The 23,198-nt window shown below is 58.7% G+C and carries 21 protein-coding genes and 2 pseudogenes; 19 read left to right on the top strand and 4 right to left on the bottom strand.

Going from position 1 to position 23,198, the window contains the following annotated elements; all coding sequences use genetic code 11:
- Positions 1-250, top strand: a 250-nt coding sequence (locus GRI55_RS14135) for a hypothetical protein (RefSeq protein ID WP_237452563.1), incomplete at its 5' end; no start/stop codon positions are given.
- Between the two features lie 241 nt (positions 251-491).
- Here GRI55_RS14135 and GRI55_RS14130 read toward each other — a convergent pair.
- Complete coding sequence (locus GRI55_RS14130; protein WP_156493949.1) at positions 492-1,940, bottom strand: S41 family peptidase; 1,449 nt, start codon at positions 1,938-1,940, stop codon at positions 492-494.
- A 300-nt stretch (positions 1,941-2,240) separates the two neighbouring features.
- Positions 2,241-4,763, bottom strand: coding sequence for a bifunctional diguanylate cyclase/phosphodiesterase (locus GRI55_RS14125; protein ID WP_237452562.1), 2,523 nt, complete (start codon positions 4,761-4,763; stop codon positions 2,241-2,243).
- Positions 4,764-5,396: 633 nt separating this feature from the next.
- On the opposite strand from GRI55_RS14125, the gene GRI55_RS14120 reads away from it, so the two are divergent.
- Together GRI55_RS14120 and GRI55_RS14115 are read left to right on the top strand one after the other, a co-directional pair.
- Positions 5,397-6,119, top strand: a complete 723-nt coding sequence (locus GRI55_RS14120) for a cytochrome c oxidase assembly protein (RefSeq protein WP_063512715.1) — start codon at positions 5,397-5,399, stop codon at positions 6,117-6,119.
- Positions 6,116-6,766, top strand: coding sequence for a cytochrome b (locus GRI55_RS14115; RefSeq protein ID WP_063513120.1), 651 nt, complete (start codon positions 6,116-6,118; stop codon positions 6,764-6,766). Before GRI55_RS14120 ends, GRI55_RS14115 begins: the two co-directional genes overlap by 4 nt.
- Here the strand turns inward: GRI55_RS14115 and GRI55_RS15330 are convergent.
- Positions 6,690-7,037 carry a c-type cytochrome gene (locus GRI55_RS15330; protein ID WP_225982287.1) on the bottom strand — a complete coding sequence of 116 codons (348 nt, stop codon included), beginning with the start codon at positions 7,035-7,037 and terminating at the stop codon, positions 6,690-6,692. The genes GRI55_RS14115 and GRI55_RS15330 overlap by 77 nt on opposite strands.
- 392 nt (positions 7,038-7,429) lie before the next feature.
- On the opposite strand from GRI55_RS15330, the gene GRI55_RS15325 reads away from it, so the two are divergent.
- The 11 genes from GRI55_RS15325 to GRI55_RS15075 all read left to right on the top strand — a co-directional run bounded on the left by GRI55_RS15325 (position 7,430) and on the right by GRI55_RS15075 (position 17,264).
- Complete coding sequence (locus tag GRI55_RS15325; RefSeq protein ID WP_337190714.1) at positions 7,430-7,837, top strand: c-type cytochrome; 408 nt, start codon at positions 7,430-7,432, stop codon at positions 7,835-7,837.
- Complete coding sequence (locus tag GRI55_RS14105; RefSeq protein ID WP_234001032.1) at positions 7,830-8,876, top strand: cytochrome c oxidase subunit II; 1,047 nt, start codon at positions 7,830-7,832, stop codon at positions 8,874-8,876. Before GRI55_RS15325 ends, GRI55_RS14105 begins: the two co-directional genes overlap by 8 nt.
- Positions 8,873-11,410: a cbb3-type cytochrome c oxidase subunit I gene (locus GRI55_RS14100; RefSeq protein WP_160767582.1), complete on the top strand. Its 2,538-nt coding sequence runs from the start codon at positions 8,873-8,875 to the stop codon at positions 11,408-11,410. Before GRI55_RS14105 ends, GRI55_RS14100 begins: the two co-directional genes overlap by 4 nt.
- Entirely contained in the window at positions 11,403-11,705 is a 303-nt protein-coding gene (locus GRI55_RS14095; RefSeq protein WP_160767581.1) for a hypothetical protein, read from the top strand. Before GRI55_RS14100 ends, GRI55_RS14095 begins: the two co-directional genes overlap by 8 nt.
- Positions 11,706-11,740: 35 nt before the next feature.
- Positions 11,741-12,175, top strand: a complete 435-nt coding sequence (locus GRI55_RS14090; protein WP_067468539.1) for a DUF2231 domain-containing protein — start codon at positions 11,741-11,743, stop codon at positions 12,173-12,175.
- Entirely contained in the window at positions 12,172-13,548 is a 1,377-nt protein-coding gene (locus GRI55_RS14085; RefSeq protein WP_160767580.1) for a PQQ-dependent sugar dehydrogenase, read from the top strand. The genes GRI55_RS14090 and GRI55_RS14085 overlap by 4 nt, the downstream gene beginning before the upstream one ends.
- Before the next feature lie 307 nt (positions 13,549-13,855).
- Positions 13,856-14,740, top strand: coding sequence for a L,D-transpeptidase family protein (locus GRI55_RS14080; protein ID WP_370301163.1), 885 nt, complete (start codon positions 13,856-13,858; stop codon positions 14,738-14,740).
- Positions 14,737-15,144: a protein-L-isoaspartate O-methyltransferase family protein gene (locus GRI55_RS14075; RefSeq protein ID WP_063512443.1), complete on the top strand. Its 408-nt coding sequence runs from the start codon at positions 14,737-14,739 to the stop codon at positions 15,142-15,144. Before GRI55_RS14080 ends, GRI55_RS14075 begins: the two co-directional genes overlap by 4 nt.
- A gap of 12 nt (positions 15,145-15,156) precedes the next feature.
- On the top strand, positions 15,157-15,900 hold the full coding sequence (locus tag GRI55_RS14070; RefSeq protein ID WP_063512442.1) for a ZIP family metal transporter: 744 nt from the start codon (positions 15,157-15,159) through the stop codon (positions 15,898-15,900).
- A 1-nt stretch (position 15,901) separates the two neighbouring features.
- Positions 15,902-16,942 carry a sodium:calcium antiporter gene (locus GRI55_RS14065; RefSeq protein ID WP_063511751.1) on the top strand — a complete coding sequence of 347 codons (1,041 nt, stop codon included), beginning with the start codon at positions 15,902-15,904 and terminating at the stop codon, positions 16,940-16,942.
- A 91-nt stretch (positions 16,943-17,033) separates the two neighbouring features.
- Positions 17,034-17,264, top strand: a complete 231-nt coding sequence (locus GRI55_RS15075; protein WP_307020302.1) for an SDR family oxidoreductase — start codon at positions 17,034-17,036, stop codon at positions 17,262-17,264.
- Positions 17,265-17,382: 118 nt separating this feature from the next.
- Here the strand turns inward: GRI55_RS15075 and GRI55_RS14055 are convergent, their stop codons facing one another.
- A complete protein-coding gene (locus tag GRI55_RS14055; protein WP_063511752.1) occupies positions 17,383-17,748 on the bottom strand; it encodes a PRC-barrel domain-containing protein in 366 nt (121 codons plus the stop codon).
- Between the two features lie 299 nt (positions 17,749-18,047).
- Here GRI55_RS14055 and GRI55_RS14050 point away from each other — a divergent pair, with 299 nt between their 5' ends.
- From GRI55_RS14050 to GRI55_RS14020, 5 genes and pseudogenes are all read left to right on the top strand, one after another.
- Complete coding sequence (locus GRI55_RS14050) at positions 18,048-18,356, top strand: hypothetical protein (protein WP_156494034.1); 309 nt, start codon at positions 18,048-18,050, stop codon at positions 18,354-18,356.
- Between the two features lie 396 nt (positions 18,357-18,752).
- A pseudogene (locus tag GRI55_RS15070) lies at positions 18,753-19,607 on the top strand (N-formylglutamate amidohydrolase).
- Positions 19,604-20,820 (top strand): annotated as a pseudogene (locus tag GRI55_RS14035) (tyrosine/phenylalanine carboxypeptidase domain-containing protein). The pseudogenes GRI55_RS15070 and GRI55_RS14035 overlap by 4 nt, the downstream one beginning before the upstream one ends.
- Positions 20,817-21,878 carry an ATP-grasp domain-containing protein gene (locus tag GRI55_RS15255; RefSeq protein WP_224802000.1) on the top strand — a complete coding sequence of 354 codons (1,062 nt, stop codon included), beginning with the start codon at positions 20,817-20,819 and terminating at the stop codon, positions 21,876-21,878. Before GRI55_RS14035 ends, GRI55_RS15255 begins: the two are co-directional and overlap by 4 nt.
- A gap of 866 nt (positions 21,879-22,744) precedes the next feature.
- Positions 22,745-23,198 (top strand): hypothetical protein (locus GRI55_RS14020; protein ID WP_160767575.1); only part of this gene is annotated, 454 nt, incomplete at its 3' end.

The following is a 23,198-nucleotide window of genomic DNA, read 5'->3' as shown; positions in this document are numbered from 1 at the left end:
GCAAAAAGAGTTCCAGCGAATACGGAGCGGAAAGCAAGTGATGCATAGCTACAAGCTGCGCGCCCGCGATGATCACAATTCAGTGATTGAAGAGATCGACTTCGAATGTCTCTCGATTGCCGGAGCGCTGGATAAGGCCAAGGCCATGGTCAAAGCCGGCCACGCGGATCTCTACGAAGATGGCATGCCGATCTGTTCGATGGAACTGGTGGCAGAAACAGGCGTGTGGCTGGTTGGTAAGCCGCGGTGATCTGAACGCTAAACGGAATTATAGCCGAGCGACCCTTGAATCGCGGGCAGTTTCCAGCTCTACGTCTGCTTTCGAATTCGCCGCATCGGCAGCTAAAAGGGGATCCGAAAGCAGCCGTGAACGTCCAAAATCAGGACGCCTTATCGACGGCGGCTGCGGGGCCGTCTGCGGACTGTCTGCTTCTGGATCATGTAGGGCACAAAGCGGTCATGGCCGCGGGTTGAGGAATTGGACCATTCGATCAGTCGGATGCGATCATCTCGGCCAAAGCTTCTACTGCACGCCAGTGTCCCTCGACCGGAGCGCCATCAGGATAAACCTCTAGCGCTGTCGACGGCTTGATCCCGGTCTCCTCAAAAATCCTACCGTCGGGCGCGGCGAAGACTTCGTTCGAAAGCTCGAGCAACCAGCCGTTGGGCAGTCGCTTGGCCAGAGGAGTGGAGAACGCACCGCGGGTTGTAGCCCCGGCATGCACTACGCGAGGGTTCTGTCGCAGGGCCAGCGTGGCAAGCTCTCCCCCGCTCACCGTGACATCACTGGTGAGCAAGTAAACTGGGCCGGCAAAGCGCGGCCCTGACGCAGGCTCTATTACGTGCGGAAAGGGAGGGAGGCCGGACCCACGGGTGGCGGTTGTGAAGCCAACATAGGCTTCGTCCGTGAAACGCGCGGGGATCGCCTTTGCGATCTTGTCCCAGCCACCGCGGTTGTTCGACAGGTCAACGATTACCCCTTCCACACCAGCTTCGGCAAATGCAGCGAAGGCTTCATCCATGATGCGATCAAACTCGGCCATTTCCGCTGTTGCCCAGGCTTCGCTGCCGAAGTCCTCTCGGGCCGTGAACCCGCCCATCTGGAAAATCTGCAGGTAGCCAACCCGCCCGTCAATCACGCCCCACACTATTCGGTCGTTGCCGGTGTGGTGGGCGGTTTCACCGAGCTTCTTCATCGTGGTGTCGATCAGGCCGACCAGCCATGCAGTCTCGCCGCCTTCTGCTGCGCGCATCCGGGGCAAGGTTGTGCCTTGGCCGTCTTGCACCCGGCGACGTTCACCACCGACTTCGCCGATTAGCTTGGTGTGGCTGTCCGACAGTCCATCCATGTATCCGGCCAGCGCATCCCACAGTTGGGCGTCGCTCATGTCGGGCCGGATTGCCGAATTCACTCGTTCGGCGCGCTTCGAATGGTTCGGCGGTCGACGGTCGAAGAAGGCGTAATGGCGGTCGAACGCGTCGAGGAAGGCATCTGCCACCGCTCGCGGAGTAGTTGCCGGGGTTTCAGTGCATTCCTCGGGAAGCGCTTCGAGTCTGTCGAACACCACATTGGTATCGCCTCGCAACAGTTGGAAGATCGCGCTCCTGCCCTCCGGCAGGGCACGGAAATAGCGGTAGGAAACCGAGTCCATTGCGCTCAGAGCCTCGCCCGAGGATGCCGGACGATAACAGGCCGCTCCGGTTTCAAACTGAGTGACGCCTGCTTCGTCAATGCGAAGCAATCGTCCATAACCACGGCTTTTCCAAAAACCGCGAATTGCCGGATCTGTGGTGCCGTCTGCTGTAATGATCGCCTGCAAAGGGCCCGCAATGCGCCACGGCGGCGGGGCCTCGTCAGGTGTGGAGGCCGTTGCGCATGCAGCAAGCGGGGCCAAAAGGAGAGGGGCGACAAACTTGGACAGGCGGAGCATCCATACCATGCTGCCGCTTGCCCGGCGCCCGGACAAGACCGGCACTGCGAAATGTACACGACGTTCGATCAACGTTCATGATGGCAGGTAAAGGTCAACTTTTGGGCCGTTTCCAGACGGTCTACTTTCGACGGCCAAATTGGAGAAGCTGCCGTAGCCATCGCGATTTGTTAAGCGACAAAGCGGTTGACTTCGGGCTGTCTCGAGAAGGCGCCTTGGACGCTGAGCGTTGTTAGACCGTGCAGAAGGAGATCCTTACCAGCATTGTGGCAGGCGAAAGTTTTCCGGCATCGGGTCGTTAGTGCACGCTCACTGTATGCTCTCGGAAACGTTACCAGTCGGCAATTCATTCTGCTGGCGTCGCAAAAAACTGTCGATCCGGTCGACTGGTATCGGCGGGCTGAACAGATAGCCCTGGAGCTGGCTGCAACCCAGTTCGGACAAGGTTTGGTACTGCTGGGGCGTTTCGACGCCCTCTGCTACAACCGCAATGGATAGTTGCCGGGCGAGCCCGACGACGGCCATTACGATCGCCTTTGCAGCCTGCGAGCTTTCAATCTCGGCAATGAACGACTTGTCGATCTTGACCTTGTTGAACCCGAAGGTCTGGAAATAGCCTAATGACGAATAACCGACCCCAAAATCATCGACCGATATCTGGATACCTTTGTGTTTCAGCATCTCCAACTGCGAAAACGCCTCGTCGGCATTCTGGATAACCAGATTCTCGGTAATTTCGAGGTGGAGGCGATCGGCGGGAAGGCCCGTGTCTTCCAGGACAGTCTGGACGGTTTCGACCAGCTTTCCGGACAAGAACTGCCGCGGCGAAAGGTTGATTGCCACCTTGATATGCGAGGGCCATTGTAGCGCGTCGGCGCATGCCCGGCGCAGGACTTGTTGGCCCATTTCGTCGATCAGTCCGCAGTCTTCCGCGAGCGGTATAAAAACGTCGGGCGGGACTGGTCCACGTTCGGGCTGGTTCCATCGAGCCAGCGCCTCGAAGCTAGTTATGTCGCCTGTCGAAACCTGAATGATCGGTTGGTAGACCACCTCGATCAAATTTCCTTCCACAGCGGAGCGCAGACTGGTTTCGAGCTTGCGACGGCTACGCTCAGCCGCGTCCATACGGTCATCGAAGAAGCACGCCTCGCGTTTCCCCTCTAACTTGGCACGATACATCGCTAGGTCGGCATGCTGGCGCAGCGTCTCGACGCAATCACCGTCATCCGGGTATACGACACCGCCAATCGACGCACCGATATATGCTGAAATGCCCCCAACCGGTATTGGCGCGCTCATCTCTTCAATCAATTGCTCGGAGATTTCTCTGCTCCTAGCGCGCAAGCCCTGGCCCGTCAGCAGAACGACGAATTCGTCGCCACCTATCCTCGCAACATGGGTCTGATCATCAGTGAAGCTAGCAAGACGGTCCCCGATGAGTTTGAGCACCTCGTCGCCGGTCACGTGGCCGAATTGGTCATTGACCGATTTGAACCGATCGAGATCGATATTGAGGATAGCGAAACGGGTCTTCTTGGCGATGAGTTTCTCTGTGATGTCGAAAAAGCTGGCCCTGTTCAGCAGGCCGGTCAGCGTGTCGTAGCGGGCCAGCTTCCAGCGTTGAGCTTCTGACTGGCGGATTTCGGTCACGTCCTCCGACAGGCCGAGCAGATACTGGTTGGGCCGATCGGGACCGTCGAGAAGAACCCGTGTCGTGCGGATGTTCACCCTCCGCCCATCGTCCCGTTCGAACTCCGATTCCGTTAGTTCCGGTTTGCCGCTCTTGATGACCTTCAGATCGTTACGCCGGAACACACGCCCGCGAGAGGGGAAAATCTCGAAATCGTCCCGGCCGATCATGCTTTTGGCTGAGCGGCCAATAAGCTCTTCAGCCCTCCGGTTGACGAGAAGGTAGCGGTGCGTCTGGGTGTCCTTGACGAACAGCATCGATGGAAGGTTCTTCACCACCGCGTCGAGGAACTTCTTGTTGCTGTCCCGGTCAGCCTGCGGCGCCTTGCGTTCGGTAACATCCCGTATCACGGCCGCAAACCCGCCGCGTGCCTTATCACCCCATGGTGCCAAGGAAAGCTCGACGGGAAAAATCGAATGATCCTTGCGCCGCGCTTCAAGCTCAATGAACTTCCCAACGAGCCGGGTGGGGCCGCCGTTCGCGGCAGCCTCGACGCGATTCTGATGACCTTTGTGAAACTTCACCGGAATGATCAGCTTCACGTTCTGACCGCGCGCTTCGTCGGCCGACCATCCAAACAAGCGCTCGGCTGCCTCATTCCAGTAGACGATCTCTGCCGAACGATTCGTAGCTAGAACGGCATCGGGCGTCGATGCTACGACCTGCCCCGCTATATGCGCGTGCGATCGAGCGCTTCTCGATTCAATAAGTTCGCTTACTACGGAAGCAAGTTCCTCTAGGACGCGCAGCTTTTCATCATCGAAATCGAGGTGCGGCCTCTCATCCAGGACGCACAAGCTGCCGACGCAGTGACCCGATTGAAGGTAAATCGGAGCACCGGCATAGAAGCGAATGCGCGGGCCACCGGTAACGAGCGGATTATCGCGAAATGTCTCGTCTTCAAGAGCATCGGGAATGATCAGAGTTTCACGCCCGGTCACGACGTGATCGCAGAAAGCGACGTCTCGCGGAGTTTCGGTCAAATCAACGCGAAAGCGCGACTTGAACCATTGCCTGTTCTGATCGATGAGGCTGACTGTGCCTCTGCCCACGCCAAGCAAAGAAGCAGCAGCTCTGGTGATCGCGTCGAACTCTCGCTCGGCCTCGGTATCGAGGATCGCAAGATCGGCGAGAGCAGCCAAACGAGCGCTTTCTGATAGTGCGGTAGGATGTCCGGAACACAGCATTGAGGACCTGTTAAAACGCAAACCCTATCATTTTGTTTACGACGATTTTCGTACCTTTCGCGAACGCTGCGACCGTTAGCCACCAAGCCGTACTCAGCGCAGATCTAAGGGACGGGTTCGCCGCAGCCCTCGGGTTCTGGACCGGCACGACCTGATCGAACGGCGGCTTTCGAGATTAGGTGCGGGTCGGCGGAATGACTGGCATTAGGGCGCGAAGCCGCCGTTGCCCGCTGCGCAATCGACGGCGACACGATCAAAAGCAGGTTCGATATACCTACACCCAGAGGTATGAATCCTGTGGATACGAAGATCAGAGCGGCGGGAATGACCGGAGTTGGGCCGGTAGCGGACGGTCGGCTTCAGACGCGATTGTAGCCAAAGCCGACCTTCACCTGGCTCACGGGTATGATCAGAGCGAATGCGGTTCACCGATTATGGCCTACCTACATGCTCTCGGGACCCTAAATTCTGTCCGAGCGTCTTTCATCCTAGGTTGCGATCGCTATCTGCTCATTGCGTCGGTTTGCAGAACACCAAAGACTGTTGTGAGCTTTATTGCTGATCTAACCACACGCTCACGGGAGACGGATGCTGCACGATTGGTTGCCCTATTGCGGAAAAGCTCCAGATCCTGGGGGCTGGTTAACCAATTGGAATTTCGCACCCGAATTGGTCGCCTGCCTTCTGGTCGTGGTAGGGGGCGCATATTGGCAACGCGAAAGTCTGAGAGCCACGCCGACATACGCACTCCTGATCGTCTTCTGCCTTCTCTACATCAGCCCCTTCTGCGCGCTCGGATCCGCATTGTTCACAGTTCGCATCATCCACGATGTCATACTCGCAGCGGTCTTCGCCCCATTGCTCATTGCGGCCTTTCGGCTCGAGGACAAGAGCTTGCCCGGGACGTTGACCGTATGGACTGCGGTACATGCCATCACCTTCTGGGCCTGGCATGCTCCTCAATTGTACGAACTGGCGATGAGTAGCGACGCGGTTTTCTGGCTCATGCAAATCAGCATTGTCGCCACGGCAGCAGCCTGGTGGGTCAAGGTCATTCGATCGCCGGCTCCAGCTGCCGCGACAGGGCTGTTGGCAACGATGGTCGCAATGGGGGCACTTGGCGCGCTACTTACCTTTGCGCACCGTGCGTATTATGCGCCACATTGGCTAACGACCCGCTTGTGGGGTCTCTCGCCGATCGAGGATCAGCAGATTGCGGGTATCGTTATGTGGGCCCCCGCGAGCCTGGTCTATCTAATCGCTGCATTGACGATACTCTATCGATCGCTTGGTAACAGAGCGGCTGCATGAGGCTTCATGACCTAATCCGAAGATGGGCGGTCAGTTATACCGAGCATGGGAAGTATTCTCCGGTCGGTGTCTGGTTTCACTGGATAATGGCAGGGTTGGTTCTCTTTCAGCTCGGCTCAGGTTGGATGATGTCGCGCTATCCCGTCGGGGCAAGCAAGCTTGCCACCTACGAATTGCATAGCGAGCTGGGGCTGACCATCCTGTTCCTCGCCATCTTGAGGTTTGGCTGGCGGCTTTTTGTCCCCGATCCGGTCAACGACGCCGATGCGCCAAGCTGGCAGAGCACGGCAGCACATATCACACAGTACCTTTTCTATGGCCTGTTCGCGCTACTTCCGCTGAGCGGATGGGCGATGTGGTCGGCGATACAGCCGGTGCAGCCTCTGCGGCTTGCCGGATTGGTCGCTATACCCCCGATGCCCTTTCATACACTCTCCCCAGCGTGGCAGTATCAAGTACTCGACTGGGCGGAGAGCCTTCATGTCCTAGGCGTTATCGGCCTCGCATTGCTGGTGCCGCTGCATGTCATTGCGGCACTGAAACACCATTTCTGGGATCGCGATGATACAGTCAGGGGCATTCTTCCGGAAATCCGAGACGACGAGACGGCTCCGGACCATACGCAATATACGCCGCGAGTGGGCTGATTTCGCTCTCTTGCAGCTTGCTGGCCGCATCGTGCATGACGTTTAGTGCATCGCCGTATCGCTCACCGTTGCGCCAGCGTCGCAATTGTTCGGCGTGGTACTCAGCGCTTTGACCGATCAGGGGTGGGTTGCCGCCACCCGAGCCCAGACCGGTTTCCCCATGGCAAGATGCGCAGGACGATAGAGCGCGTTCGGGTAAGCCTGCATGGTAGATCTCGTATCCTTTTGCGATTTCGCACGAGGGTCCAGTCAAAGTCGTGCTTCCCTCCATGCCCTCCGGAAAGTCCATGGCCGCGTAATAGGCTGACACAGCCAACCGCTCCTCGGAATTTAGACGGCCTGCAAGCCAAGTCATTTGGGGATGGCTACGTTGGCCGTCCGCGTAAAAGCCCAGCTGCCGCACAAGATATCCCGTATCCATGCTCGCTATTCTCGGCACCAACGCTCCGTCGCCGCCGCCGTCCAGCCCATGACAAGTGTGGCAAGCGGCCTGCGGACCCGCGTCCCCGCCTGATAAGGCAATCAATTCGCCGGTGTCGTCGAATGGATCGTCGATCGGGGCAGGAGTGCATGACGCCAGCGCCATAGCAAAGGCGGCGACGGACAGGTTGGAGCGGAAAAGCATCGTCTGGCGGGAACGAAGCGTGCAATTGTCCGGTTCCCATGGGAATGGGGAGTGTGGAGCATCGGAATTGGAAAGCCATCGTGACCGGCGTAGCCTTAGCCGCTTGTGCACCGCTTGCCGCATGCAAGGACCCGGTCGAGACGCGGCGAGAGCCGGCTACCGGACCGAAGGATCGCGGCTTAATAGCAATCAAGCGCGCAGGCTGTGGATCTTGCCACGAAATCCCCGGGCTGGACTGGCCATCCGGGCGCTTGGGACCATCGCTTGATGGCTTCGACGATGTCGGCTTGATAGCTGGCCAATTGCCGAACCGGCCGGACGTATTGGCGGCCTTCATCCGCAACGCACCTTCCGTGAAGGAGGGCTCTTCCATGCCGCCAATGCCAATTAGCGAGACTGAGGCGGCAGATATCGCAGCCTATTTGTATGGTCTCGACCATGATTGACGCACTCTGGGGTTGGCCACCTCCGGTACTCGACCCGGCAGGTCCGTATTCAGGCAAAGTTACAACCCTGGCCTGGTCGCTTTTCGGTTTGGGCGCTTTCGTCACATTGGTCGTGGTGCTTGCTCTTTGGGTTGCCATCAAGGGACCAGACAAGTGGAAGGCGAAGCTAGGAGGCGAACGCGCGATCTGGCTCGGCGGGGTGGCCTTTCCGGGCGTCGTATTGACCGCGCTACTGGTGTGGGGACTCACACTTACGGCCAGCCTGACAGAGCCGATCCACGGAGACGAGATGCGTATTCGCGTTACCGGTGAAATGTGGTGGTTCCGTGTGCAATATCTGGACCCATCGGGCGCGGTTGTGATGGAAGATGCGAATGAGATTCACATTCCCGTCGGACGTCCGGTGGTGCTCGAACTGGAATCCGCCGATGTGATTCACAGCTTTTGGGTGCCGCATCTCTCGGGAAAGAAGGACATGATCCCCGGGCGACGCACACTGCTGCGGATCGAAGCAGATCGCCCAGGAGAATTCGGCGGGGTGTGCGCGGAGTATTGCGGGCGGCAACATGCGCTGATGGGCTTCGTTGCTGTAGCGCATGAGGACGACGATTTTCGAGAATGGTATGCCGAGCGGAATGAGCGCCTCGTTTCAGCGGGGCGCGGCATAGCCACGCCAGAAGAACCACTATCCGCCTCAATGACGGTCGCTTCCGAGCAGTCAGCGGATTCGCGTCCGGATGCAGGCGCTGACGCAAATTCTGATCAGCTGTCCGGGCAGCAACTATTCATGCAGTCTGGGTGTGGTGCGTGCCATCGTGTTGCCGGAACAGAGGCGAACGGTCTCGCTGGACCGGATCTCACCCATATCGGATCGCGCCGGACATTGGGTGCGGGTATCTTGCCCAACAATCGCGGTACGCTCATCGGCTGGATCGGCGACAGCCAATCGCTCAAGCCGGGAAATCGTATGCCGAGCTATGACATGCTCAATGCCGACGAGCTCGAAGCTATCGCCATCTGGCTCGAGCAGCAGAGATGAGATCCGAGACGGGTTTCGATTATTCGCTCTATGAGCGCTTCCCCACCGAGAAGCGTCCCGATAGCGAAGTCGAAGAATTGAACCGCATCTGGCGCGCGCCCAAGGGGTGGGCACGTCTTACCGCGGTCAATAACAACTACGTCGGCTTCTGGTACGTCGTCACTGCTTTCGGCTTCTTCTTAGCAGCAGGAATTCTGGCGCTGGGCATGCGTGTGCAACTCGCCGCTCCGATGCAGGATTTCCTCGGCGTCGATACCTACAACCAGTTCTTCACCATGCACGGAACGGTGATGATGTTCCTGTTTGCCGTGCCAATGGTGGAGGCGATCGGGATCATGCTTTTGCCGCAGATGCTGGCGGCACGCGATCTACCGTTTCCCAGGCTGTCAGCATTCGCCTTCTGGGCCTATTTCGTAGGCGGAACGATGTTTTTTCTCTCGCTGTTCGTGGGGCTGGCGCCCGACGGCGGCTGGTTCATGTATCCCCCGCTGACGAGCATCGCCTTCAGTCCCGGTATCAATACAGACTTCTGGTTGCTCGGCATCGGCTTCATCGAGATCTCGGCCATTGCCGGAGCGATCGAGATCATCGTGGGTGTGCTGCGCACCCGCGCGCCGGGAATGACCCTCGACAAGATGCCGATGTTTGCGTGGGCCATGCTGGTGTTCGCGGTAATGATCGTGGTCGCTTTCCCGAGTGTGATCCTGTGCACGATGCTGCTGGAGATCGAACGAGCTTTCAATTGGCCTTTCTTCGATGCGCTACGCGGCGGCGATCCCATGCTGTGGCAACACCTCTTCTGGTTTTTCGGCCATCCAGAAGTCTACATTATCTTCATCCCAGCCGCAGGTCTCATGAGCATGATGGTGACCGCAGTCGCAAAGGTGCCGCTCGTCGGATACCGTCTCAACGTACTGGCACTGGTGGCTACCGGCTTCATCAGCTTCGGCGTCTGGGCGCATCACATGTTCACGACCGATATGCCGCGCGTCTCCGCTGGCTATTTTTCTGCCGCGAGCATGGCCGTCAGCCTACCCGCCGGCATTCAGGTATTTTGCTGGATCGCCACGTTAGCCAGCGGCAAAATCAAATGGACCACGCCCGCGCTTTTCGTGGTCGGAAGCGTGGTGATTTTCACGATGGGTGGGTTGACCGGCGTGATGGTGGGTATGGTGCCCTTCGACTGGCAAGCGCACGACACCTATTTCATCGTCGCCCACCTCCACTACGTGCTCATGGGCGGCATGGTTTTCCCGATGTTTGCCGCATTCTACCACTGGCACGGCATGACCAGCAGCAGGGCTTTGTCCGAACGGGTGGGCAAATGGGTCTTCGGGCTGATGTTCGCTGGTTTGCACATCACTTTCTTCCCGATGCACCTGACCGGCCTCATGGGCATGCCACGCAGAGTCTATACCTATTTGCCCGGACGTGATCTCGATCTGCTCAATCTGGTGTCCACCATCGGCGCTTTCGTTATGGCCGCTGGGATACTCCTTTTCCTGTTCGATCTCGCGCGCCGCTTTCGTTTCACGGTTCATGACGATGCAGGCAATATCTACGGCGGCGGTACGCTCGAATGGCTTCCAACCGGTTTGTACTCCACTCGCTCGATTCCGCTGGTTACGTCTCGCGAGCCTTTATGGGATCGCCCCCAAATCTCGAAGGAAGTCGAGGAAGGGCGCTATTTCCTCCCGAACTCTGCCACTGGTCAGCGCGAGACGTTGATCACCTCGACCGTGATGGCTGAACCACAGTACGTTCAACTCATGCCCGGCCCGTCGCCATGGCCATTGTCAGCAGCTGTGTTCACCGCTCTCTTTTTCCTCTCGCTGACGGTGCAGGGCTACGCCTTTGCAGTGTTTTGCGGGATTGTAGCAGTGCTAAGTACGCTTCGATGGCTTTGGGAAACTGACCGTCCCATCAAACAGGAAAGCGCCGACATCGGCGGCGGTATCGAAGTTCCGATCGCAATCACCGGGCCGAAAAGCCACGGCTGGTGGGCGTTGAACACTTTGATGGTCGTAATCGGCATGATCGGCTTCATGGCCGTGTTCGCCTACCTCTACCTCTATGGCATCAATCCCGAAGTCTGGAGTGCGCCTCCGCCGCTCGGCGAAACTGCAATCATTGTCGGGATAGAAGCGGCGGCGCTTCTTGCGGCCTGGGGCGGGCGTCGGTTTCTCGCATCGAAAGAAGGGCGGCTTGCCGAAGACCTGCCCTGGATGCTGGAGGCACTTGCGGCGACCCTGCTGGTCGGAGCCTTATACCTCGATGTGACTGGATGGCTCGCGACGGGTCTTGAACCCACCGCGAATGGGATGGGTGCGACTGTCTTCATGCTTTCGGTGCTTCAGGGACAGGTGGTCGTAGTTGCTGTCATCATGGCCACCTATCTGGCTTTTCGCGAGGCGCGGGGAATCATGACCACTCCGACAAACGTCACCATGGACATCGTCGCACGTTTCATAATGTTCTGCGCGCTGCAGGGCATGGTCTTTACTTTCCTGCCGAGGGTGTTCCCCGGTGTCTGAAGCAAAGAACAGCGAGATTGGCGAGCCCATCGACCGTCCTTCGATCTATCGCACGCTTCTGATCGCCTTCGTGATCTGGTCGGCGCATTTCGCTATCAGCTACGCCGGAGTGCTGGTTTTCCCCGATGCCGGGATCGCGCGGATCATCGCGATAGGTGCTGGTCTCATCGCAATCGCCGCATTGCTGGGACAAGTCCTGAGGCTACGGGCTCGCCGCTCGCCGCTCGCTCTCGGTTCCCTCGGTCTGGCTGGGGCGGGTGTAATCTTCGGCACCTTCCCCGCGATTGTTGGTTAGTCAGAGTGGCAAAGCCGGAAGAGGAGATTGCCCGCATGGATCGCACAGTCACTAATTCCCGTTCTTTTGCAAATCCCTTGCACGCGATACTGCTTGCCTTTCCCGTGGCGCTTTATCCTGCCGCTCTACTTACCGATATAACCTATCTGAATACGGCGGAGATCCAGTGGACCAACTTCTCGTCCTGGCTCATTGCCGGGGCAGACCTGTTCGCGGGCCTGGTCCTCGCCTCGGCACTGCTCGCCATCTTCTTCGGACGAGCTCGCCACGCGAAAGGTCGCGGTACGCTCTATCTGATTGTCATCGCCGCAATGTTCGGTCTCGGTGTGCTGAATGCATTCCAGCACGCTCGTGACGGCTGGCATTCCGTTGGCACTCTGGGACTTGTGCTTTCGATTCTGTGCTCGATCCTTGCCCTGATCGCAGCGTTTATCGCTTACGGCACCCAGACGGTGGAGAAACGCGCATGAACCGCTTAGCCCATCTCGTCTTGCCGCTGACAATCGCGCTTGCCGCCTGCCAGGTCGGCAGCGATCCCGATCTCGATCAGACCGGTGACCAGCCCGAGCTTCCCGAACAGAACGATGCTCTCGTGCCGGCGATGGAAATTCCAACGCCGGAAGGATGGGGGGACGAACTACCCATCGTACCCGAGGGGTACACTGTTTCCGCCATTGCACAGGATCTGAAGATTCCACGGCAGACGCTCGTGCTGCCCAATGGGGACATTCTGGTCGCCGAGGGTTCTGGCGGCAAGGCGCCAAAGTTGAGGCCCAAGGATGTTATCGCTGGCTGGATAAAGAAGCGCGGCAAAAGCCCGGTCGAAGGCGGGGACCGGCTAACCCTGCTGCGTGATGAGGACGGCGATGGGCAAACCGATCTCCAGACCACTTTTATCGAAGGTCTTGACGCTCCCTATGGCTTGGCCTTGGTCGATGGCACGCTCTACGTAGCCAATCAGGGTAATCTGGTAAGCTTCGAATATACCGAAGGAGCCACCAGAATCGCGGGGTCTGGTACCGAAGTCACAAAGCTTCCCGCGAAAATCAATCACCACTGGACCAAGGCGATGACCGCCAGCCCCGATGGCTCGAAGCTTTATGTGGGCATCGGCTCGAACAGCAATGTCGGCGAACGCGGCATGGATGTCGAAGAGGACCGTGCGGTCATATGGGAGATAGACCGCGAAACGGGTGCCAGTCGGATATTCGCTTCCGGCATCCGCAACCCGACCGCACTCGCCTTCGACCCGTGGAACGAGCAGCTTTGGGCGGTCGTCAACGAGCGCGACGAACTCGGGCCGCAACTCGTCCCCGATTATCTGACTTCCGTACGCGACGGTGCCTTTTATGGCTGGCCCTACAGTTACTACGGCCAGAACGTCGATCCGAGGATCAAGCCGGCGAGGCCCGACCTGGTGAACAAGGCCGTTGTGCCCGACTACGCGCTAGGCTCGCATGTAGCTGCACTAGGTGTCGATTTCACCACCGACGGGGGTTTGGGTGGCCGGTTCGCCGAAGGCGCGTTCGTCGGGATGCACGGAAGCTGGAATCGAGCCGATCCGTCGGGCTATAAAGTCGTCTTCGTCCCTTTCCGCGGCGGGCGCCCGAGCGGCGAACCCATCGATCTGCTCACAGGTTTTTTGAAAGACGGGCACGCGAGGGGGCGCCCCGTGGGCGTGACGTACGATGAGGCGCGTGGTGTACTATATGTCGCGGATGATGTGTCGAACACCGTTTGGCGTATCGCCCCACGCGGTGCAGCACGCCGTAACTCCTCGGGAGACACAACCCAGTTGCCTGGCGACCCACGGCCGCCGTCCACAGCACCCACCACCAGGTAACTCCGTTTGGTAGCGCCGCCCGAAACCGGGATGGCGCTTGCGTGCATCGGATGCGCGCCCTTGGTTCAAATATCAAATCGTACGCTCAACAGCCTTTTCGGGATTGAGTAGATCGGAACATCCGCGCAGGCAGCCCAGTTAGTCAACCATGCCTGGATTTCTTCTTATTGACCGTATCTTGGTGGTGTTGATCGCCACCGCGCTTCTCTGTGTTCCCTCGGTATCGCCGGCCCAGTCAACAACCGATGCCGAAGCGGGTATCGAGACGACACAAAGCGAAAGTCTTGATCTGAAAATCCCACCCTCGGTGCCGGAAACGGCATTTTCTGGCGCTCGTTCGCGCGTAGTGCTTGCCGCGCAGGTTATGCTCGATCGGAGCCGCCATTCGCCCGGCGTGATCGATGGTCTCATGGGCGGCAACACGATGCGGGCGATCCAGCATTTCCGACGAGCCCGCGGGCTTCCTGCCGAGGGAAGCATCGATCCGCAGCTTATGCGATCACTGATAAACTCGCAGGGCGGTGAGATTTTCCAGACCTACACGATCACGCGCGACGACGTGGACGGACCGTTCTTTCGTGTGCCCGACGCTATGTCGGCAATGGCAGCGCTGGAGCGTGTTGGCTGGACCTCGCCGCAGGAGCTGATCGCAGACCGGTTCCATATGGATCAGGACCTGCTTCGGGCGCTCAATCCCGAGGCCGATTTCAGCCGCGTGGGGACGCGGATCACTATTGTTGCGCATCGAGAGGAAACACTTCCTTCGCAGGTCGCCCGGATTGAGGTCCGCAAGTCGGACAATTCGGTCGTCGCTTTCGACGAGCGGGGCAATATCCTTGCCAGTTATCCCGCGACGGTGGGCAGCGCGCAATTTCCCAGCCCCTCCGGTTCGATGGAGGTGGTCGCGGTAGCGCCCGATGCAAACTATACCTTCGATCCGAGCGGGCGCGAATGGGGTCCCGACGAAACGCTGATCGTCCCGCCCGGGCCGAACAATCCGGTGGGCGGCATTTGGATCGATCTGAGCAAACCCGGATATGGCATCCACGGATCGCCCGACCCGCAACTGATCGGCAAGACCGCCAGCCATGGCTGCGTAAGACTTACCAACTGGGATGCGAAGGAACTGGCGGATGCGGTGCGCCAGGGGACGCGCGTGGTGTTCGCTAACCAAGCTGGAGGTGCATCGTGAGCGGCACCGACTATGCTGACCGGCGCCAGTTGATCAACCGCAACCAGATTGCTGCGCGCGGCTTTCGCGACGAGGCGTTTCTGTCCGCCTTTGCCAAAGCCCCGCGCGAAACCTACGTCGATTACCGGATGGATGCGGGGGAAGTCGGGGCAGACGACCGATTGCTCGAGGTCGGGGCGGTAACGGGTTATGCCGCAGCCGTCCTCTCCCGCCCTGCTGGGCAGGTCCATGCGATCAAGTGGCACGAGGCGCTGGCAAGGCAGGCGGCGGCGCGGATTAGGGAGTTGGCCTACGACGATTGCGAGATCATTACGGGAGATGGTCTGAAGGGTCTGCCGAACGAGGCGTCCTTCGACGCGATTTTGGTGGCGGTGCGGTTCGATAGCGTGCCGGACGCGCGGTGATCCGCTGACAGTATGGAGTCTTCTGGCCTTCTTGCGGTACTCGCTCTCGCACTGCTGCCTTCGCTGGGTAATCTTCTTGGCGTTGCGCTGGCCGAGTGGCGCAAGCCGCCCGAATGGCTGGTCGGCGGCGCGCTCCATGCCGCTGCTGGGATCGCCACCGCGGTTGCCGCAATTGAGCTCATCCCGCGTTCGCAGGAGCGGATCGAGACCTGGCTGTTGGTCGTGGCGCTGATCGTCGGGGCAATCTGCTCCGCAAGTATCGCCAAAGCCACACGAAAGATCCGCGACCGAATGGGTAGCGCCGCAGGCCGTGCGACCACTTGGGGGGCCTATGCCGCAGTGGGCGTTGACTTGCTGACCGATGGACTGATGACCGGCGGCGGGGGAGCGGTGGCGCGCGAACTGGGGCTGCTGCTGGCCCTGTCTCAAGTGGCGGGCAACTTGCCGGGTGGCTTCGCCATCGCTGCGAATTTCCGCTCGGCAAAGATTACGCGCAGGCACCGGCTAAGCGCGCTGGCGATCTATCCGCTGCTTCCGGTGATCGGTGCGTTCGCGGGGTATACCGTGTTGGCCGGAGCGGGGGATGTGCTGACGGGCTTCGTGCTCGCTGTGTTCGCGGGCCTGCTACTGACCGCGACGATCGAGGATATCGTGCCCGAAGCCGACCAGCCCAAGGCTAAGCGCCGTATATCGAGCCCGTCCTTCGCACTGGGCTTCGGAGCACTCCTGTTGACTTCGGCTTATCTTGGACAGTGACATGAGCCTTGCTGGCTTGTCTCTGTTCGCGCTCGTCCCGCTGTTCCTGACCGGAGCCGTGCTCGTCTGGTTCGCCGGAGCACGGCTGGCGGGCTATGCCGACACGATATCGCAGCGGAGTGGCATCGGACAGGCGACTATCGGCGTCATCTTGCTGGGCGCGGTGACTTCGTTGCCCGAAATCACCACCACCAGCGTCGCGGTAATCTCCGACAATCCGCGCATGGCGGTCAATAATCTCGTCGGCGGGGTCGCCTTTCAGGTGGTCGTCATCGCGCTGGCTGATCTGTTCGTGGGCAAAAATGCGCTGACCAGTATGGTGCCGGGGCCGCGCGTTATGCTCAACGCGGCAGTCAGCATCGTGCTTCTGGTGCTCGTGGCGCTGGGCGTGATGGTGGGCGACTGGGAATTATGGGGCATCGGGGTCGGCTTCTTCCCGGTGCTGACCGCCACAACCTATCTTTTGTGCCTCTGGCGGTTAGGGAGGAGCGTCTCTTCGAGAGGCTGGACGCCGGAAGCCTTGCCGGAGGTGGATCGACAAGAAGAAGCCCCTTCTGAGCTTTCCAATGCCCGACTTGTCGGCGTCACCGTAACAGCAGCCGTGCTGATCTGTGCAGGCGGCACACTCGTGACATTGGCGGCGGAGGGGATGGCCGAACAAACGGGTACCGATACCGGAGTGATGGGCCTGACCCTGCTCGCCTTCGCCACGTCACTGCCCGAACTCAGCACGGCAATTGCCGCGGTTCGCATCCGCCGTGTGGAATTGGCTATTGGCGATATACTGGGCGGCAACATGTTCGATGTGACACTGGTCCTGCTGATCGATATCTTGGCGGCGGGGCCGCTCGTACTCAATCAGGTCGATCGCAGCGCGATGGTGGCCGCGCTCCTCGGCATATTGCTGACCATGCTGGTCCTGATCGGCCTGCTCGAACGGCGGAACAAGGCCATGCTCCGCATGGGCTACGATTCAATCGCCGTGCTTGTCGCCTATAGTGCGGGATTGGCGGCGATCCTGGGCGGCGCCTTTGCCGAATGACTTTCCGACGATTGTAGAGCCCAGCTGTCCAATCCCGTGGCGGAGAAGGCGATGCCAAAGATGTCGATCGACAGTCACGAGGCCGCTACGGGTGAACTGCATCGCGTCCGGGCCGGTTTTGGAGACCGCTTTTTCCCTCGACGCGATGCCGGAAGAGGATGTTGCTGAATTCGGCAAGGATTATCCGCTTGGCCGCACCGCGCAGCCCGCCGAACTTGCGCCGCCATACGTCATGCTGGCGAGCGATGAAGCAAGCTACATTTCGGGAGCTACAATCGCCGTCACCGGCGGAAAACCGAGATGTGATCATTCGACTCTCTGATATTCGGAATGGGGGCAAGAACTGAGCCTCCGCGACAGGACTGTAGCGGCGGTGGCGTCCGGGGGAGACAGTTGCAAGAGGGCCCGACAGTCAAGCCGGGCCCCCAATGCTCATAGCGCTAAGCTACCTGCGCCGTTTCATAATATTTGTGAACGCCAGACCGGAAATTATCGTCGTAGGCCTTGTGTCGTTCCTCGGAAGTGAAGCGCGGCCCTTCGCGAAGGGCATCTTCGTCGATGTTAAGGTGGTAGCCACCAAGGTCGGTATCATAATCGAGCTTCGACCAAGGGACGCAGTGCTTTTCATCACCCATTCCCAGGAAACCGCCGACCGACAACACTGCTTCTGTTGCCTGTCCACCGCGCTTCTCGATCAATACGTGATCTACGTGGCCGATGTTTTTCCCGCCGCGATCAAAGACGGCTGTACCTTCGACGCGATCACTCGAAATAACAGCGGAATTCTTTTCTGCTTCAGTATGCATTGTGCCACTCCTTTGCTGAAACACACCAGACTACCCGAAAGCACATCGAGAACGGGCCGGTGCTACGGCAAAAAATGCCTTCGATTGAATGTTGATCCGGAACTCGTGGCCCCTGTCAGACAGGACGTTCAACAAGTGGGCTAAGAGGGCCATTGTGCGTTTACTTGCGGCTCGCTCTTGATCGTGTGCGACCAATGGTTCCCGTCATGCGACCGTTTAACAGCCATTGCCTTTGCCGTAGTGTGTGCAGATGATAATCTAAGCTCGGCCGTTGAGGCGGGAAACGGCGCGCCAAGAACGTGGATTTCGTTTCGTCGCCGGAAAGCGGATATTTAAAAGGCAAGGACGGGGGCCGGAAATCAATTTCAGAAGTGAGGTTGCTGATGAGTCACTACGTTCTGCATTCTTGGGACCAACGTTCTGCGGCGCGCGAAGAGATCGCTTTCGATAGCGTTTCAATTGCTGGAGCGCTGGACAAGGCGAAGAACATCGCGAGCGGGACCAAGGCCGACCTTTACGAAAACGGAAGACCTGTCTGCTCTATGGAACTGGTCGGCAAAACGGGGGTCTGGCTGATAGGTAAGCCAAACGAAAGCACGGAAGACTAATCAGGAAGCACTGAGCGCATCGCTGTGATCGGGCTAATATGCGCGTATTTTTCGCCTAGCCGATAAGCGTCAAAAGCGTGCGCCTGTAAATTATCTCTTGGCGTCTGTCGGGGCAGGATTCCTTAGACGCTCTGTTGTCATGCGATATCTGCATTTCGATCGGACGCTACGATTGAAGAACGGAAGATAACTCCCGAGTTCACTAAGTTATCCTCCTGACGATCTTGGGCCGCAACGGCAATCCGCCATCATATCGATTTGATTGCCTGGCCTACTTTGTGATTGCCCGCTCCCATATGTACCTCGAAGGCAGTGCGGGGTTAGGGTATCCTCTGTCCTGATCCGGCGGTGGCGGAGCCAGTAGGAACCCCTATAGTATGGGTCCGTTGGGCACGCATGGAGCAGACATCACTCACCTCGTCGAAGACAACTGCCCCATGGGACGTCGTCACGGAGCCCGGGCCGGTGCTCGTCGCGGCGATTCATGCAGGGCATACAATTCGCGGATCGCTCGCGCCATGGCTTGAGATCGGGGAAACCGATCGACTTAGAGAAGAAGACCCCCTTACCGATTTTTTCCTTACCGCTGGCGACACTATAATCCGCGCCAATCGGTCGCGGTTCGAATTCGACCTGAATCGCCCGTCCGAGACTGCGGTCACTACGAACCCCTAAGACACTTGGGGGCTGCGTATCTGGAAACCCGACATGCCTGAGAGGGAGAAGGAACTTTCCCTAAGGCTTCACCGGCAGTTCTACGATCAGGTCGCTCGGCGCGTGGATGAGATGATCGAGGCCCATGGGCGGATCCTCGTGCTCGACGTGCACAGCTACAACCATCGGCGAGCAGGTCGCGATGCGGAGCCAGATGATCCGCAACTCAGCCCCGATATCGATCTGGGGGCTACTACGTTAGACAAGGATATCTTCGGGGGGCTTCTCGAGAGGTTCGGCGATGCCCTGCGCTCGCGTCCGCTAAATGGCCGGACGCTCGAGGTGGGCACGAATATTCGCTGGAAGGATGGCGGGCATTTCCCTGAGTGGCTTCACGCCAAATACGGGGATGCCGCTTGTGTGATCACGCTCGAATACAAGAAAGTGTTCATGGATGAATGGGGCCGCTCGGCGGACATACTCGCGCTACAGGATTTGCGCGAAGGATTCCTCGCGGCGGTGGACGAGGCGCGCGATTGGCTCGCCGAACATCCTGCCCCCGGACAGGCCCAAAGAAAAGATCGAATGCCGGCATGACGCGCATGGCAAAGGAAGGAAATCACCATAACGGCGCGGACGAACTGCTCTGCGAGGCGGCGATCGCCGTTGATCGCGCTCTCGAGGAGATGGACCGGAAAATCGACTGGCTGGAGCGTCTGACGCCGGTTAATATCGACGAAATTTGGGACGGCTTCCAGGCGTCGTCCTTCCGGTCGATGCCCGACAGCCGATATGGCGAGGGGCTCGATCAAGATGCGCCCGTACTTCGTAGCGAACTATTCAGTTTGCCTGTTCGCGAGATCAAGAACCCGATCGTCGAGGCGCTTATGCTTGAGAAGCAGCGTGAGCTCGACCGCCAAATCGAACTGGTTCGTATGCGCGACAAGGATGGCTTCATCCTGGCGAGCATCGACCTTTTTGGACATGTCAGCGAGCGGTTTCTCCAGACGGCAAAGGACTTGCTGGCAACTGTCCCGGTCCTCACGCCGAAACAGGAGGACGTCGGGGTTGCCGAAGTGTGCGAAGCAGCGGAGGCTGCCATTGCCGGTTATCGCAAACGGGCGCCGACCTTTCGGTGCGGTATTGTGGTCGATCCTACGCCGGGGACCTCGATGTACGTGTCCGCAGGTGATTTCCACGTCGCACACGATTACCGTACTTCGCGCCATAGGGTGAAGCCCCTCATCGCCCACGAGATCGGCACCCACGTCTTAACCCGCCATAACGGTCGGCGGCAGCCTTTGCACACCCTAGCAGGTGGGCTGTGCGACTACGATGTTTTGCAGGAGGGCCTTGCGGTGCTCGGAGAATACCTCACGGGGTATCTCCCGGCCGATCGCTTACGCGTCCTTGCCGCGAGGGTCGTTGCAGCACATATGGCCGCTGAGAAAGAGACGGGCGCCGAAATCTATGCCTGTTTGACAGAGCAACACGCAATTCCCTCCAAAGACGCTTTCGATACCGCTGTGCGTGCCAAGCGGGGGGGGGTGGGCTGACCAAGGACGCTCTTTATCTTAAAGGATTAGAAGAGCTCCTCGCCTATCTAAGTCGTGGAGACAAATTCGAGATTCTTTTCCTCGGGAAGTTTGCTCTGAAGCAATTGCCAAGCTTGGAAAAGCTGATCGAACTGGGAATTCTACACCCGCCCGAACTCCTGCCCACCTATTGTGATGACGCGGCCGCCCGCCAGCGGCTTGTGCAGGTGCGCAAGCTTCCGCTCTCAGCGCTTTACCAGGAAACACCTCAGTGACGGCTGATAAGATCAAGCTTGCCTTCGTAGTCAACGACGTAGCTACCGAGCAGGACAACTATTCGACCATTCGCCTCGCCCGTCGGGCAGTGGCGCGAGGACATCAGGTCGCGCTTATCGGCCTTGGCGATTTCATCTACGACTGGGAGGAGGGCATCTGTGCCATGGCCACCCTCAGCAAGATCAGCGAGTTCGAGGACGATACCGACTATCTTGCGCACTTGCAGAATACCGGGATGGACCGGACCAGAATTGCCCTTAGCGACTGGGACATCCTCATGCTTCGTAGCGACCCGGCCGAAGAACTCGTCGCGCGCAGTTGGGCCCCGTCATCCAGCTTGCTGTTCGCGCAACTGGCTTCACTACAGCGAACCATCGTGCTTAACGATCCCCGCCATCTGACCGATGCAGTGAACAAGACCTATTTCCAGGGTTTTCCTGCCAGCGTGCGTCCCGAAACCATGATAACCCGCGAACCGAAAGAGGTCAGGCGTTTCCTAGATGCCCATGGTGGCAAAGGCGTAATTAAGCCCTTGCAGGGATCTGGCGGACAAGGCGTTTTCCTCCTCGACAAGAGAAATCGACAGAATCTCAACCAGATAACCGAAGCGGTCATTCGCGATGGCTATGCTATCGTGCAAGAATACCTTCCCGCAGCCGCGGATGGCGACCTGCGCATTATCACTCTGAACGGGCGCCCGCTCAAGGTAGATGGCACCTATGCTAGCCTACGCCGGTTTAGCCAGACCGAGGATCACCGATCGAACATTTCGGCCGGTGGGGGATACGAGATGATGGCTCCCGACGAAAACGCGCTGGCGATCGCTGAAATCGTGGGGCCCAAGTTGATCGACGACGGCATGTATCTAACCGGCCTCGATATCGTGGGGGACAAGATGATCGAGCTGAACGTCGATACGCCTGGCGGGATCAGCTTCATGGAGGATCTCAGTGGGGTGAATTTTAGCGGCGCAATCATTGACGATCTGGAGCGCAAGATACGCCTGCAGCGTCAATATGGCGGTACGCTGACCAATCGTCAGCTCGCCGTCATATAGGAATTTGAGTGTCTATTGCTTCACTCCCGAGTGGTGATGCTCAACGTAGGCTCGACACTTCCTCAGGATGCATTCTACCTCGGCTTTAGTTGCCTCCCCCATTTGACGACGTTCTCGTGGAGCTAGCAATCTGCGAGGAACTGACGAGCATTTGGAGGTTCGTGGCGAGCTGACCGGTGTCCTGTGGGTTTTCTACTTCTGAGAAACCAGCCGCCTTCAGATAGCTTTTGATCACGTAGATGCTTCTTGCTCGTTCGCATGCTGCTGCAGTCTCGACTTTTCGCCCGGCAACGTTCCGACATCACTGGATACCGTTTGAGTATCACTTTGCGCCGTCCAACTGCCTGACCGATCGCGCTCGTCCAAAGCAACACGCTGTTCCCGACGTTCTGGCCCTCACGCTCAACACGTTTTCCAACGCCGCGGTCGTCTTCATGGAATATCAGATTGTAGGTTGGCATTCTCGGACCTTATGCTGGGTTCGTGCTCAGGGAACCAGCGACGGTCGCAACAAGGAGCTACCAATCATGGCAAATTGCGTTCGATCACCCAAAAGGATCATGCACGGCGGCATTTGACTACGCGCGGCTTATTCTGATGACTAGGCCGAAAGGTTGACATCACCACTCTTCAAATCTCATTTAAAGCGGCCGCTCTCCACCCCTGATTGGACATCGGCGGTGCTCATTACTGGAGCAAAGCTGCCAGTCCGCTTCCGGGCATTTTCCGGGAGAGCCCAAACGACTGAAATTGGGGCGCAAAGCGGACGCGGCTGCGCGAGTAGACTATTTTAGAACGAAAGGAGGTGGCTCTCTGGAAGAGAGCGGAAAAGGGCACGCGATCCCCGCGGCCTATGGAGACTTGAGATGACTGAGATCGAACAACAGAAGCGCATCGCCAACTACCTCGCCGCCGTTGCACACCTGCTGGGCGGCCGGCCCGGACGCTTCACTGAATTCCGAGACAAGGTGGACATCATGCTGAGCGGGTCGGCTCCACACGCTTTCGGCCTGATGCAGTTCGCTTCCCGGGTTCAGACAACCGGCCGTCCGCTCATCTGGGTTCATCAGTCTGCAGAGTGCCCGACGGTTCCGCAAATCGGCTTGGCCGCACAGATGGGAGGGGGGATGCACTACATCGAGAGCTGCATGCTCTGTTTGACTGGCGAAGACGACCGCGCGACCCTCGTGCCAGACGGTTTCAACCTGGGCGCGTACTGGTTCGACCATGCGCTCAATCTGCACCACATTACCGATGCACCAGCATCGACCTTCGAAGCGGCAGATGGCGACATGGTGAGGGCCTACAACCGACTTATCG

The sequence above is a fragment of the Qipengyuania citrea genome (assembly GCF_009828015.1).
Classification (GTDB): Bacteria; Pseudomonadota; Alphaproteobacteria; order Sphingomonadales; family Sphingomonadaceae; genus Qipengyuania; species Qipengyuania citrea.
The sequence above is the reverse complement of the archived record's forward strand: the minus strand, read 5'-3'. Positions and strand labels throughout refer to the sequence as shown.

Coding starts and splice junctions, on each gene's coding strand:
- GRI55_RS14090 (WP_067468539.1), top strand. CDS start 11,741: ATGGATCGCACAGTCACTAATTCCCGTTCTTTTGCAAATCCCTTGCAC.
- GRI55_RS14085 (WP_160767580.1), top strand. CDS start 12,172: ATGAACCGCTTAGCCCATCTCGTCTTGCCGCTGACAATCGCGCTTGCC.
- GRI55_RS14100 (WP_160767582.1), top strand. CDS start 8,873: ATGAGATCCGAGACGGGTTTCGATTATTCGCTCTATGAGCGCTTCCCC.
- GRI55_RS14055 (WP_063511752.1), bottom strand. CDS start 17,748: ATGCATACTGAAGCAGAAAAGAATTCCGCTGTTATTTCGAGTGATCGC.
- GRI55_RS14065 (WP_063511751.1), top strand. CDS start 15,902: ATGAGCCTTGCTGGCTTGTCTCTGTTCGCGCTCGTCCCGCTGTTCCTG.
- GRI55_RS14120 (WP_063512715.1), top strand. CDS start 5,397: ATGCTGCACGATTGGTTGCCCTATTGCGGAAAAGCTCCAGATCCTGGG.
- GRI55_RS14105 (WP_234001032.1), top strand. CDS start 7,830: ATGATTGACGCACTCTGGGGTTGGCCACCTCCGGTACTCGACCCGGCA.
- GRI55_RS14130 (WP_156493949.1), bottom strand. CDS start 1,940: ATGGTATGGATGCTCCGCCTGTCCAAGTTTGTCGCCCCTCTCCTTTTG.
- GRI55_RS14070 (WP_063512442.1), top strand. CDS start 15,157: ATGGAGTCTTCTGGCCTTCTTGCGGTACTCGCTCTCGCACTGCTGCCT.
- GRI55_RS14115 (WP_063513120.1), top strand. CDS start 6,116: ATGAGGCTTCATGACCTAATCCGAAGATGGGCGGTCAGTTATACCGAG.
- GRI55_RS15325 (WP_337190714.1), top strand. CDS start 7,430: ATGGGAATGGGGAGTGTGGAGCATCGGAATTGGAAAGCCATCGTGACC.
- GRI55_RS15330 (WP_225982287.1), bottom strand. CDS start 7,037: ATGGAGGGAAGCACGACTTTGACTGGACCCTCGTGCGAAATCGCAAAA.